Raw genomic sequence first — 13462 nt, 5'->3', positions numbered from 1 at the left:
TTTTGGGCAAGGGGGAGTCGGACAGGGGGAGGTCTTCACCGGATTTTAGCGGTGGCGAGCTCGTTCCAGTGGGTGGTTCCCCTGGGGGAGAGCATCTCTCTTTTCATCTCCCACGATGGTTTGTGAGACAACCCCGCATACCCCAGACCTACAGAATGTTCCCCACACTGTTCTTGCACGGTATGTAAAAGCCGGGCGATTTGTCTTTTATCGTGGGGAGAGATGAAAGGTTCTAGAAGCGGTTCATAGGCCGCTGGGTGCAAGTCGGTAAGGATAATTCCGGCGCGTACGTAGCGAGCCACCCCAAAATCTGCTCGGGTAAGAAGTCTGTGGCTTGCGCGGGTAATCACCACGGGATCAGCTGTAGCGGTATCGAGCTTAACGCGCACAGCCGGATGCGATTGAACACCTTGGGCAAAGTAAGAAGTCGAGCAAAAAGCGCTGATATAGCGCGCAGTTTGCTGATGCTTCACGAGTCTTTGTGCGGCTCGTTGGGCGTACACGCTGAGAACCTGACACATCTGCTCTTCTGTTGTAATGGGATCCGAGAATGAGCGGGAGTAGATGAGCTGATCTTTCATGATGCGGTTTTCTTCCCATTCGATAGCGGGTATTCCGCGTACTTCTAGAGCCGTGCGCATCAGAACAACGTTAAACCTTTCCCGAATGAGGGTGGGTGGAGCCAATGCGAGATCTTTGATGCTGCAAATTCCCTGTAACGTCAGCCGGCGTGCGGAGCGAGAGCCAACGCCCCATAGCTCACTGACCGGTAGCGTCGTGAGGAGAGCCTCCCTCCGCTCGGTAGGCAATGCATCCCATACGCAGACCCCGCTCAGAGCTGGAATCTTCTTAGCTGCTTTATTGGAAAGCTTGGCAAGAGTCTTCGTGCGTGCCACCCCCACGCAGACAGGAACTCCCACTCTGCGCGCTAAATCATCTTTGATAGTGCGCGCAAGACTCTGAGCCTCTGCTGGCGAGACGGGGGCGCTGAGAAAAGCCTCATCGATGCTGTATTGCTCAAAGTCACCGGCGTACTCCTGTAGAACCCGCATCACGCGGTCTGAGATGTCTCCGTACAGTTCATAGTTCGATGAACGCGCAATGACCCCTTGCTCGTGTGCTCGTTGTTTGACCTCGAACCACGGTTGGCCCATCGAAAATCCTAATGCTTTGGCGTGAGCGTCTAAGGCGATAATGCAGCCGTCATTGTTGGAAAGCACAACCGCGGGCTTGCGGGCAAGAGAAGGATCAAGAATTTTCTCGCACGATGCGTAGCACGAGTTGATATCAACGTGAAAGATGAGGTTACTAGACATGATGCAGGCACCTCGTCACTACCCCGAAGATGGTGAAATCAGACTCCTCGTTAATCTGAAGAGGGGAGTATTGCGGGTTTTCAGGGTAAAGCCAACCGACTCCGGCTTGATCAATGTGAAATCTTTTGACGGTGAATTCGCCGTTGAGAGCGGCAACCACAATGTTTCCCGGGCGAGGCCGCAGAGAGCGATCCACGATAATTTCATCGCCGTCGCTGATGCCGGCATCCACCATGGAGTGTCCGCTCACGCGCAGTATGTAGGTGGCGGCTTTGTCTTTAATGAGAATGTCGTTGAGATCGATAGAAACTGCGCGGTAGTCCTGGGCTGGCGAGGGGAAGCCAGCTGGCACGCTGGTCTCTGGGTAAGGGTAGGGCGCCTGAGCTGTAGCATCTAAGCGCGCGAGGAGTATTGCTTTCATGCTCTTATAATAGAACATATATTCTAATTAATTAGAATATATGTTCTATTAAATTAATATTTAGCCATTATATACCATTAAGTACGCATCTGTACTAAATTTTCTAATAATGATACTTAATAATTTGAAATGTTAGCCTTCCTAACAAATAAACCTTTACTCTTGAAAGATAAGGGGAATGACTATTCCTCGAACTGATGGACATGAATAGGGAAAACATGACTACTCCTAACAACAATGAGCGCATCGACAAGACTGCGGACTCATTGAAGAACAACAAGCACGCCGACTCAGTTGCAGGTCACAACGCATCAGAACGCGTTGAAAACGTAAAGAACCGCACCACTGAGCACGTGAGCCGCACCGAACGCACTGAGCACGTTCACCGCACTGAGAACACTCACCCCGAAGAGCACGGCTCATACGCTCCCAAGAAAAAGAAGAAGATTTGGCCCTGGTTGCTGGCTCTCCTCCTTCTCTTGCTCCTTATCATCGGTGGTTGCGCAGCACTCGGCGGTAACAAGGATGATGACAAGGTAAACGTTGAGCTTTCAGCTACCACCACCGGTGACGCAGCTGTTAACCACCACCCCGGTGGCGCTGAAGCAGCTGACAACGCGTTCACTGACTCCTGGACCACCACCGTTAACGACATCAACGTCAAGGACGGCTACTCAATGGCAGTAACCGACAAGGATGGTAGCGCAGCCAACCTCGGTTGCAAGATTACCGTTGACGGCGTAGTTCAGGACGAGCAGACCGCTGCTGAAGGTGAAAACAAGGTAGTTTGCAACCTTCCTGACGAACTCAAGAAGTAAGCACTAACTTCTTATAGTTCTCATTTCAAAAAGAGCCCCCGCACACCGCGGGGGCTCTTTTGGTATTAGGCTTCTGTGCCTTGAATAGACAGCCGGTGGGAAACTGTTGCTGGTGGCAGGCACCGATGCTTACGAACTTCGCAATCAGCCGCGGGCGGCGCCTTGCTGAGCGCCCGCATCCGACCTTCTCTTATGCAATCACGAAACTTTCCTTAAGTCGTCTTAGTCGGCGCGACGAGGAGAGCTGTAAGGGCTGCCGATTATCCTCTAGCAATCTTGTTTTTATATACCCAAAGGGCGGGCTTATCGTTATCGGTGAGCCCGCCCTTTGAGATGATGTGTTCGAGGTTTATCGCAATGTGTCTTCTGTCTGGACGCGGTCTACGCGGTTGAGTGCCAGTTCGCGGCTGGAGGTCTTGGAGAGAGTCAGCATGCGTTCAATGAGGGACGCTGCCACCCAGGTGAAGAGCGCCGAGCCAATGAGATGCAGTTCAACAACGACAATGGGGAGCCCGTTGAAGTACTGGTAGTAACCAATAGCCGCCTGTACCAACAGCACAATAACGGTGATATTCAGTGAGCGCTTGATCATATTCGGCCAGCTGTATTTTTTAGCCAGCACGTACAGGATGATAATTCCTGCGCAGAAAGACCAAGCTGAGATGCTGTGGGTGCGGGTGACAACGAGCGCGTCGAAAGGATGACGGTGGGTCATGGGGTCGCCAGCGTGCGGGCCGGTTCCTGTGACTACTGTTCCGACAAAGATAATAACGCTTGCAATAAAAGTGCCTACCCAACCCAGCTGATGCATGATGTTGGCTCCGTTGGGTACCGGGCCGGCAATGTCCTCACTTGCTGCAACATCGGGCACAAAATAGCGGTAGATGCGGTTGAGGAAGATGGCTGCCAGTGCAATCATGATGGCTGATAGAACGTAGTGCGCGGTGATCATCCAGGGATTGAGCTTGAGCCACACCGAGACGCCACCAACAACCGCCTGCAGGGGAATGCCCCATAGTAGAAGAAGAGCAAGGTTGAAAAGGTCTGCGTATCGGTTTTCTGAGGTGCGCAAGCCCTTAATGACTTTTTTCTGTGAAAAGAACATCTCGGCAAATCCCTTGCGCGTAATGCCTGGGAAAACAAGGCGCACAATCGCCAAAAATGCTGCAATGGTGAAAGCCATCAGCACAAAGGTCAACAGGCGATTACCAAATTCCACCGCGCCATGGATGCCCATCTCGGGGGTAGTCGTCCAGGACTCAGCGTTACAACGGGGCCAATTATCGCAACCCAACCCCGAGCCAGTCAGACGAACGATGCCACCAGTTGCCACAATGCCCATGTTGGCGATGAGCATACCCCAGGCACTTGCTTTCACCCAGGGGGTGTAGCGCTCAGGAATGTAGCGGTCTGCGAATCGTGTGGATTGTTGTTGAAGATGGTATGCGATAGAAGCCATAGTCAAGACCTTGAGTAGCGAGTAGAGGAAAACTTTTTATGCGGACCACTTGAATTTTTTCAGCGCGATAGCGCCGACCACAAGCGTCCAGAGAAGCAAAATGATGTGCGGCAGAAGTTCGAAGCGGGTGAGCATGAGTTCTGCGCGGAGAGCTTCACCCAGTGCGCCGGAGGGCAACACATTAGGAATCCATTCGAGGAAGGCAGGCAGGTAGGAGCTGGGAATCAGCACGCCGCCAACGCCTGCAAGAATGACCCACGCCATGTTAACGATAGCTAGGGTAGCTTCGGCGCGTACCGTTCCTGCAATCAGTAAACCGAGCGACGTAAAAGCTGCAGCACCCAGTAGCAGGGTGGGAATGCTCATGAAGAGCCCTGTGATATTAGGAGACCACCCTAAAAGCAGTGCGGTCACCAGAATAATCACAAACTGCACTATCATGACCATCACGACGGCAAGGACCTTGCCTGCCATCAGGCCTCCGCGTCCTAACGGGGTGGTGGATAGAAAACGCAGAACGCCGTAACGTCGATCAAAACCGGTTGCGATACCTTGACCGGAAAGCGCAGTAGACATAACGCACAGCGCCAGAACACCAGGAACGGCTACGTCGAAACGCTCAACATTGTGTGCATGAGCCCAGCTATCTAGGATGCCTGTATAGCGCAAAGCCACCAGAGCCATCAGCGGAAAAGCAATGAGAAGCATGAGCTGCTCGCCATTTTTCAGCATTGCTTTGGTCTCATACACGCCCTGGGCAATGATGCGAGAAGACGGGCTTGCTGCGAAGTTGCTCATCGAATATCACGTCCTGAAATATCGAGGAAGACATCTTCTAGAGTGCGCGATGCCAGCGTGAATGAGCTGGGCATGATGCCTTGAGAAACAAAGAGGGTGGTCAGTGCGTTCAAATGCTCGGGAGTCAGCTCGCCAGTCAATGAATACTGACCGGGGGCGTCCTGTGTAAGGGTGACAGAATCGCGCAGATGCGCCGGGAAATCTTGCAGAGAGATCGCGGATGCGGCGGTAAAAGAAACAGTGTGCGCTTGTTCGTTCGTCTCTTGAAGAAGCTGGGCAACAGTTCCTTCGGTGACGTTTTCACCGCGCTTGACGATGTATACGTAGTCAGCCAAACGCTGAGCATCATCAAGAAGGTGAGTGGTGAGAACGATGGCAACGCCGCGCTCGCGCTGTTCGCGGATAATATCAAAAACAACGGTACGGGACTGCGGGTCAAGACCTGCTGAGGGCTCATCGAGAAAGAGAACCTTGGGATTGCCAACCAGGGCGGCTGCCAAGGCAACGCGCTGTTTTTGACCGCCGGAAAGCCTGCGAATGGTTGTCCCGTTGAACTCATTAATGCCAAGTCGCTGCACCAGATCATCTACAGAGGCGGGGTTCTTGTACATTTTGGCAATGTGCTTGAGTAGCTCAATGGGGTGAATTGCCTGAGGCAGGCCGCCATCTTGCAACATGATGCCCACCTGTGCGCGAAGTTCCGGAGATGCACCCCACGGATTTTCACCCAGCAACTGTAGGGTGCCGCCATCAGCCGGCTGCAGACCCTGTGCGCAACTTAAGGTAGTGGTTTTACCGGCACCGTTCGCGCCTAAAAGCACCACGACTTCACCGGGATAAACGTCCAAAGAAATACCGCGAACAGCCTGCACGGTGCCGCGGTCTGTAAGAAGGTGCGGATTAGCTTCTCGGAAAGATCGAGAAGGCTTGAATTCTTTGATAAGACCATCAATGGAAAGTGCGGGTTTTCTCCCGCTCTCGCGCGCTATACGTTGGTTTTGAACTGACACCTTTCCATCTTATGACAGCCACTTCAAAAAATGGTTCTTGCCCACCTGTGAGAAACATGAAAACAAGTGCGGCAGGAGGCTCTGTGAGAGGTCAACTTCGCGAAGTTTATTTTTGCTGTAAGAAAATTCATGACTTAATAGGTAGCCCTAACTAGAGAGCCGGTAATGAATTAGGGCATACTTTAGTTGTGTATTCCGTGAAGCAAGCAGACAAAACAAACTCAGCCGGCAAACGCAATACAGAAACAGAGGAACGAACCCGCGATCGAGTCCTTCAAGGAGTACTCTCGCACGGCCCTGTTTCTGCGGCCGCACTGGGCGAACACCTCAACCTCACCCCGGCAGCTGTGCGCAGGCATCTTGATGTACTTGAGGCCGACGCGCTGATTGAAGTTACCCTGCTCAAAAAGCACGGTGCCGGCGCGGGACGCCCCGCCCGCCGCTACGTCGTAGCACCTCAAGGCCACACGCGTTTAGGTAACGACTACCTGCACATCGCTCGCAATGCCCTCAAAATCCTGCAAGAAAAAGTAGGAGACGCGGCACTGGCGTCCTTCGCACAAGAACGAGCAGACGACATGGAGCGTCGATACCGCCCCATCGTCGAAGCTGCCGGAACAGACATCGCCGCACGAGCAGAAGCGCTCGCAGAAGCCATGACCAAAGACGGTTTTGTGGCCTCAGCAAACAGCATGGCTCCGCCGCGACGTCAAAAACTACCCGAACACTTGCTGGCATCCATCCAGCTGTGCCAAGCTCACTGCCCCGTGCGTGATCTGGCAGAAGATTTTCAGGTTTTCTGTGACAAGGAAACCGAAATAATAGCGGACCTCCTCGGAGTGGACGTGCGCCGCCTATCAACCATGGCAGGCGGAGCGCACGTATGCACTACCCACGTACCGCTACTTCGAAGTGTAGAAACATCGGAATAAAACCTTCCACCCAAACGTTTTACACTCGCTAGAATTTTCACACCACCAGTGAAGACAACCCACCAAGAAAGGCCGTAATGACTGAACAGGTTGAGCGCAACGCGAACAACACCGTCATTTCAGAAATTCTGGAGGCTAACCCCGAGCTCGAAGGCATTGGCACTTACGAGTACGGCTGGTATGACTCTGACGAAGCTGGACAGGCTGCTAAGCGCGGTCTGAGCGAAGACGTTGTACGCGACATTTCAGAAAAGAAGAGCGAGCCCGAATGGATGCTCAATCTTCGCACCAAAGCGCTGAAGTTCTTTGATCGCAAGCCCATGCCCACCTGGGGCCCTGACTTGAGTGAAATCGATTTCGATAACATCAAGTACTTTGTGCGTTCCACTGAAGGTCAGGCTAAGACCTGGGAAGACCTTCCCGATGACATTCGCAACACCTATGAAAAGTTGGGCATTCCCGAAGCTGAGCGTAGCCGCTTGGTTGCAGGTGTTGCAGCGCAGTACGAGTCTGAGGTTGTTTACCACCAGATTCGTGAAGATCTTGAAGAGCAGGGCGTGATCTTCCTCGATACCGACACCGCTCTCAAGGAACACCCCGAATTCTTCGAAGAGTACTTCGGTTCCGTTATTCCCGCTGGCGATAACAAGTTCGCTGCCCTGAACACCGCTGTGTGGTCAGGTGGCTCCTTCGTATACGTTCCGCCGGGAGTTCACGTGGAAATCCCGCTGCAGGCGTACTTCCGCATTAACACCGAGAACATGGGCCAGTTCGAGCGCACCCTAATTATTGCTGACGAAGGTTCTTACGTTCACTACATCGAGGGTTGCACCGCTCCGATCTACAAGTCGGACTCACTGCACTCAGCAGTTGTTGAAATCGTGGTCAAGAAGAACGCTCGCGTCCGCTACACCACCATCCAGAACTGGTCGAACAACGTCTACAACCTGGTAACCAAGCGCGCGATTGCGCACGAAGGCGCAACCATGGAGTGGATCGACGGCAACATCGGTTCAAAGGTCACCCAGAAGTACCCGGCTGTTTACATGGCAGGCGAGCACGCTAAAGGCGAGACCCTGTCCATCGCATTTGCAGGCGAAGGCCAACACCAGGACACTGGTTCAAAGATGGTTCACATCGCACCACACACCTCATCATCAATCGTTTCGAAGTCTGTTGCTCGTAACGGTGGACGCTCCGCATACCGCGGGCTGGTGCAGGTTCGTGAAGGCGCAGCGCACTCCAAATCAAACGTTGTGTGCGACGCTTTGCTGGTCGATACCATCTCACGCTCCGATACTTACCCCTATGTAGACGTCCGCGAAGACGACGTCACCATGGGCCACGAGGCAACCGTTTCACGAGTCTCAGAAGAGCAGCTCTTCTACCTCATGCAGCGCGGCCTCACCGAAGAAGACGCAATGGCGATGATTGTTCGCGGCTTCGTAGAGCCCATCGCCCGTGAGCTTCCCATGGAATACGCTCTGGAACTTAACCGCCTTATCGAACTTCAGATGGAAGGATCAGTAGGCTAAATGTCAGAAAACAAGACTCTGGGCCATCAGGACCCCGCTATTCCCGGCATGGACCAGGAAGGCGAAAAGCTTGCAACCGAGCACGTCAGCGATGACACCATTAAGCCCGCTGGCCACAACACCGACGGCGGCGTAAAGGGCGACCCCTCACGCGCTGGACGTCCCACCTCTTACAAGGTTGAGGACTTTGAGAAGCTAACCGGTCGCGAAGAAGACTGGCGCTTCACCCCGCTCAAGCGCTTGGGTGGTTTGCACACCGAGAAACTGATCGGCGAGGCACCTGCGGTTGACGTCAAGGCACCCGCCGGCGTCACCGTTGAGACCGTCTCACGCGATGATGCACGCATCGGCACCGCGGGTATTCCCGAGGACATCGTCGCAGCTAATGCATGGTCAAACTTCTCAGAAGCAACCGTTGTCACCGTTGAAAAAGAGCAAGAGCTCACCGAACGCATCGACATCTCCATCAACGGCAAGGGCGAGAAGCTGGGCGCACAGCACATCCTCATCGAAACCAAGCCCTTCTCGAAAGCTGTTGTTGTACTGCGCCACACCGGTGACGCTGTTCTTTCACAGAACGTAGAGTTCCTGGTCGGTGACTCATCCGAGCTTCACGTTATTACCGTGCAACAGTGGGAAGACACCGCAATCCACGCGTCCGCACAGTACGCAACCCTGGGTCGCGACTCAAAGTTCAAGCACGTGAACATCTCACTCGGCGGCGATCTGGTGCGCGTTACCCCGTCCACTAAATTCGCAGCCCCCGGCGCTGAAACCGAAATGTACGGCCTGTACTTCGTCGATGCTAAACAGCACATCGAAAACCGCCTGTTCGTTGACCACTCCATTCCCAACTGCAAGTCACGCGTCACCTACAAGGGTGCGCTGCAGGGCAAGGGTGCGCACTCCGTATGGGTAGGCGACGTTCTCATCGGCAAGGACGCGGACGGCACCGACACCTACGAGCTCAACCGCAACCTGCTACTGGAAGACGGCCCTCGCGCTGACTCAGTACCTAACCTCGAAATCGAGACCGGTCTGATCGCAGGCGCAGGACACGCATCCACCACCGGCCAGCTCGACCCCGAGCACCTGTGGTACCTGCAAGCACGCGGCCTGTCACAGCCCGAAGCTCGTCGCCTGGTAGTTCGCGGCTTCTTGAACGAAATCATTCAGCAGATCCGCATCGAAGACCTCGAAGCAGAACTCACCGACGCACTCGAAGCAGAACTGGCACTCGGTAACAACTAAGCCGCAGCAGTTCTTGCCCGAAAGCTCGAAACGAAAAGTTTGACCGCGTGCCATCGCGGGTAAAAAGTTTTAGAAAGGCATCTTTCATGTCAACTCTTGAAATCAAGGATCTTCACGTCTCAGTGATCCTCGATGATGAAAACACCAAGCAGATCCTCAAGGGTGTTAACCTGACCATCAACTCAGGTGAAATCCACGCCATCATGGGCCCCAACGGTTCAGGTAAGTCAACCCTGGCATCCACCATTGCTGGCCACCCCAAGTACGTTGTTGACTCAGGTGAAATCCTGCTCGACGGTGAAGACGTCACCGAAATGTCAGTGGACGAGCGTGCTCGCGCAGGCCTGTTCTTGGCAATGCAGTACCCCGTGGAAATCCCCGGCGTGACCATGTCAAACTTCCTGCGTTCAGCTAAGACCGCTGTCGACGGCGAAGCACCCGCACTGCGCACCTGGACCAAGGACGTCAAGGCCGCAATGAGCGACCTGCAGATTGACCCCGACTTCATCTCACGTAACGTGAACGAAGGCTTCTCAGGCGGCGAGAAGAAGCGCCACGAGATTCTGCAGCTCGAGCTGCTCAAGCCCAAGTTCGGCATCCTCGATGAGACCGACTCAGGCCTGGACGTTGACGCGCTTAAGATTGTATCGGCTGGCGTTAACCGTGCACACGAGAAGAACGACATGGGCGTTCTGCTGATTACTCACTACACCCGCATCCTCAAGTACATCAAGCCTGAATTCGTGCACGTTTTCGTTGACGGCAAGATGGTTGATCAGGGCGGTCCCGAGCTGGCTGATCGCCTTGAAGAAGAAGGCTACGTTTCATACGTCGGAAAGTAAAGATTCATGACTGAAGCAACTGAAGCTCCTGCCGGCGGACGCCCGTCGCAGGAAGAAATTGAAGAAGCACTGATGAACGTGATTGACCCCGAGTTGGGCGTCAACATTGTTGATCTCGGTCTCCTCTACGGCATGCGCTGGAATGATGATAACGCTCTGATTCTGGACATGACCCTCACCACCGCTGCTTGCCCGCTGCAGGACGTCATCGAGGAACAGGTTGCACAGAACCTGGAAATGATGATTGATGAGTGGCACGTGAACTGGGTTTGGATGCCGCCGTGGGGTCCGGAGCGCATTACTGAAGACGGTCGCGACCAGATGCGCGCGCTAGGCTTCAACATCTAGTTTGTAACTAGTGCCCGCGAGGGGTCAGTTATCGTTCAGGATCTTAAGGATTTTTGAACGATAACTGACCTCTCGTAGCGTTTAAGGTGAAAAGTTACTCCCCAAGTGCGTTTGTACTGACACTAGCGTCAGTACGTTCGCACTATGGAAGTAAGTTTTTACATAGCAGGTTTTGGGACGCGTATTCTAGCTTCGATAGAGGGATCGGAAAATTATCTCGTGCCCACGCGCATCCGGGTAGATTCCGTCTGTGAGTATTTCTGAACGGTTCTCCAGCGCAGGGTAGAGGTCAACGACATCGCGATGTGTGCGTTTACCCCAGTCAAGCAAAGCTACACGGTAGTTGCAAACATTTACTAAATCAACGTCAGCGCCAAATATACGCACTGTTTTCTCGGCATCTAACCATAGAGGAGTAAAGGTCACTGGGCGGCAACCAGCGTCCTCGAGCTTCTCGCAAAGACTTTCAAGAGCAGTCAGAATGGCATTAGCTGAAATGCCTGCAATCACATCATTAATTCCAGCGCCAATGAGAACTGTGTCGACCGATCGGGTAACAAGCTCTGGCAAGATATAGCTTTCTAAGTTGGTTAGTTTCTCACCGGGAATAGCGAAATTCCACAAACGATGCCGCTTCTCATCGCTACCGCAATGCGCAACTTTAAGATGCTGCGCCCAGCCACCGGTAATGTCGGAGCGCCCATAGGCAATGCTGTCTCCGATAACACCGATCCGCTCGGCGGCTTTGATCGGATGTGAGTCAAGGTATGCCCACGCCAAATCGCCGGAAGTTAGTTGGACGCGGCGCCGAACGTAATCGCTCACTTCGTAGGCATCAGCCTGAGCGAGTTGTTCAGATGATAAGGCTAGAATGCCACCGGTAACAGTGCTCTCGATAGAACGTTTGAGACCGCGATGAACTGAGATGCCACTGACCGCAATCACGTCCGGATCATTGATAGGAATATCAATGATCCGGACGCCAGATAAAGTGGCAGGGCTGGCTTTGAGCTGGCCACCAAAGACTTGGTGTTGAACTTTCGCATCTAGTAGCGTGCCGAAAGAAAAGAGCGTGATGGGGTCTGCCATGGCTTCAGAATACACCGGAAGTCAGAAAGTCGATTTCACATAGTGCGGAAATGTTCACTTCAGTGAAAAGTTACTCCCCAAGTGCGTTTGTACTGACACTAGCGTCAGTACGTTCGCACTATGGGAGTAAGTTTTGGGTGGACAGCACGGGACCGAAGCGTACCACGCCCAACCCCAAATTTTCTTCAAAGTCAAACTGAATGCCGTTGGGTTACACCGTCATAACTGATAAGTTGACCGGTCGTTTAATGGTCACTACATTTTAGATTCGGGTATCTCTTCGCGGCAGACGTCATTCCGCCCGTGAAGTTGCCCTTTTCTTTGAATCTCACACATCGCCTGGAGACACCTATGACGTTCGAACTTTCAATGGTTCAAACCGCTGGATGGTCGGTTGTTCTGTTGGTTATTGGTATGTGGTTGAAGAACCGCGTCCATTTCTTTCAGCGCTTTGCTATTCCATCCCCGGTTATTGGTGGGTTTCTTTTTGCCCTGATTAATCTTGTTCTTAACCAGACCGGTCTGCTGAACATCAAGTTTGATGTGACGTTGCAGAGTTTCTTCATGGTGATGTTCTTTACCACCGTTGGCTACGGTGCGTCCTTGAAAGTTCTGAAAGCTGCTGGTTCTAAGGTTGGCTTGTTCCTGATTCTGGCGACTTTGCTGTGTATTGTGCAGAACATTGTGGCGTTTGGTTTGGCTCCCGTGGTGCACCTTGATCCGGCGCTCGCTTTGATGACTGGCTCTACTCCGATGACCGGTGGCCACGGCGTCTCGGGCGGTATCGCTCCGCTGGTTGAGCAGTCCGGCGTGAAGGGGGCTGAAACTGTTGCGTACACGGCGGCGACTTTTGGTCTGATTGCCGGTTCGCTGATGGGCGGCCCGGTGGCTAACCGCCTCATCGTTAAACACGATCTCATGAATAAAGCATCGTCAGGCTCTAAGGTTAGCGTCGATGAGTCACTGATTGCTGTTCGCAAGCGGGATCTCAATAGCGATCGCATCCTGCGTGCTTTTATTCTGATTCTGTTCGCGATGTTCCTCGGTAGCTTCCTCACCGACGGCGTTAACGCACTGATTGGACAGTTCACCGATCAGGCTGCCTTCCCAAGCTATATGGGCTCGATTGTGGTGGCGATTATCGTTCGTTACATTAGTGATCGCCGTTCATCAAAGGGCGCTGAAGAGCTGGTTCCTCCCGAAGAAATTGACGTGGTGGGTAACGTTGGTCTGAATATTTTCTTGGCGATGGCGCTGATGAACATTCAGCTGTGGCAGCTTGCTGATGTTGCTGGCCCGCTGATTGTTCTGCTGGCAGCTCAGGTAGTTCTCATGTGGCTGTGGGCTAACTTTGTGACCTTCCGTTTTATGGGTGCCGATTACGATGCGGCTATCCTGACCGCGGGGCACTGCGGCTTTGGTATGGGCGCAACCCCCAACGGTATGGCGAATATGGATTCGGTGGTGTCTAAGTACAAGCCGTCGCGTCTGGCCTTCTTTATTCTGCCGATTGTTGGTGGCATGTTTATTGACTTTACAAACCTCTTCAATATTTTGGCTTTCCTTTCCTTTGCATAGTCGCTACATTCGGTTAATACACAAGCGCCCGGGTACAGTACTCGGGCGCTTGTGTCTGTGAGCAG

13 protein-coding genes are annotated in these 13462 nt (G+C 53.2%); 7 read left to right on the top strand and 6 right to left on the bottom strand.

Annotated features, from left to right (window positions below; all coding sequences use genetic code 11):
• Nucleotides 1–35 precede the first annotated feature (35 nt).
• Nucleotides 36–1316 (bottom strand): Y-family DNA polymerase, encoded by a 1281-nt coding sequence (locus HF984_RS01885; RefSeq protein ID WP_168613991.1) that lies wholly within the window; start codon nucleotides 1314–1316, stop codon nucleotides 36–38.
• Nucleotides 1309–1737 (bottom strand): LexA family protein, encoded by a 429-nt coding sequence (locus HF984_RS01880; RefSeq protein WP_168613990.1) that lies wholly within the window; start codon nucleotides 1735–1737, stop codon nucleotides 1309–1311. Before HF984_RS01880 ends, HF984_RS01885 begins: the two co-directional genes overlap by 8 nt.
• 218 nt (nucleotides 1738–1955) lie before the next feature.
• Between HF984_RS01880 and HF984_RS01875 the strand changes: the two genes are divergently transcribed.
• Nucleotides 1956–2555, top strand: a complete 600-nt coding sequence (locus HF984_RS01875) for a hypothetical protein (RefSeq protein ID WP_168613989.1) — start codon at nucleotides 1956–1958, stop codon at nucleotides 2553–2555.
• Between the two features lie 349 nt (nucleotides 2556–2904).
• Here the strand turns inward: HF984_RS01875 and HF984_RS01870 are convergent, their stop codons facing one another.
• Genes HF984_RS01870 through HF984_RS01860 form a run of 3 tightly spaced genes read right to left on the bottom strand, consistent with a single transcriptional unit; the run spans nucleotide 2905 to nucleotide 5822 of the window.
• Nucleotides 2905–4014: a COX15/CtaA family protein gene (locus HF984_RS01870; RefSeq protein WP_168613988.1), complete on the bottom strand. Its 1110-nt coding sequence runs from the start codon at nucleotides 4012–4014 to the stop codon at nucleotides 2905–2907.
• A gap of 36 nt (nucleotides 4015–4050) precedes the next feature.
• Complete coding sequence (locus HF984_RS01865; RefSeq protein ID WP_168613987.1) at nucleotides 4051–4812, bottom strand: ABC transporter permease; 762 nt, start codon at nucleotides 4810–4812, stop codon at nucleotides 4051–4053.
• Entirely contained in the window at nucleotides 4809–5822 is a 1014-nt protein-coding gene (locus tag HF984_RS01860) for an ATP-binding cassette domain-containing protein (RefSeq protein WP_168613986.1), read from the bottom strand. The genes HF984_RS01865 and HF984_RS01860 overlap by 4 nt, the downstream gene beginning before the upstream one ends.
• A gap of 197 nt (nucleotides 5823–6019) precedes the next feature.
• Between HF984_RS01860 and HF984_RS01855 the strand changes: the two genes are divergently transcribed.
• From HF984_RS01855 to HF984_RS01835, 5 genes are all read left to right on the top strand, one after another.
• Complete coding sequence (locus HF984_RS01855) at nucleotides 6020–6754, top strand: helix-turn-helix transcriptional regulator (protein ID WP_343947486.1); 735 nt, start codon at nucleotides 6020–6022, stop codon at nucleotides 6752–6754.
• A gap of 77 nt (nucleotides 6755–6831) precedes the next feature.
• Complete coding sequence (gene sufB / locus HF984_RS01850; RefSeq protein ID WP_168613984.1) at nucleotides 6832–8289, top strand: Fe-S cluster assembly protein SufB; 1458 nt, start codon at nucleotides 6832–6834, stop codon at nucleotides 8287–8289.
• On the top strand, nucleotides 8290–9540 hold the full coding sequence (gene sufD / locus HF984_RS01845) for a Fe-S cluster assembly protein SufD (RefSeq protein ID WP_168613983.1): 1251 nt from the start codon (nucleotides 8290–8292) through the stop codon (nucleotides 9538–9540). It begins immediately after the preceding gene.
• Nucleotides 9541–9626: 86 nt separating this feature from the next.
• On the top strand, nucleotides 9627–10382 hold the full coding sequence (gene sufC / locus HF984_RS01840; RefSeq protein ID WP_168613982.1) for a Fe-S cluster assembly ATPase SufC: 756 nt from the start codon (nucleotides 9627–9629) through the stop codon (nucleotides 10380–10382).
• A gap of 6 nt (nucleotides 10383–10388) precedes the next feature.
• Nucleotides 10389–10730 (top strand): metal-sulfur cluster assembly factor, encoded by a 342-nt coding sequence (locus HF984_RS01835; protein WP_168613981.1) that lies wholly within the window; start codon nucleotides 10389–10391, stop codon nucleotides 10728–10730.
• 186 nt (nucleotides 10731–10916) lie between these two features.
• On the opposite strand, the gene HF984_RS01830 is transcribed toward HF984_RS01835, so the two are convergent.
• Complete coding sequence (locus HF984_RS01830) at nucleotides 10917–11819, bottom strand: GDSL-type esterase/lipase family protein (RefSeq protein WP_168613980.1); 903 nt, start codon at nucleotides 11817–11819, stop codon at nucleotides 10917–10919.
• Nucleotides 11820–12170: 351 nt separating this feature from the next.
• On the opposite strand from HF984_RS01830, the gene HF984_RS01825 reads away from it, so the two are divergent.
• Entirely contained in the window at nucleotides 12171–13397 is a 1227-nt protein-coding gene (locus tag HF984_RS01825; protein WP_168613979.1) for a sodium/glutamate symporter, read from the top strand.
• Nucleotides 13398–13462: the final 65 nt, after the last annotated feature.

It is taken from the genome of Rothia terrae, from assembly GCF_012396615.1.
GTDB lineage: Bacteria > Actinomycetota > Actinomycetes > Actinomycetales > Micrococcaceae > Rothia > Rothia terrae.
This window is presented reverse-complemented; position numbering and strand designations above follow the sequence as displayed.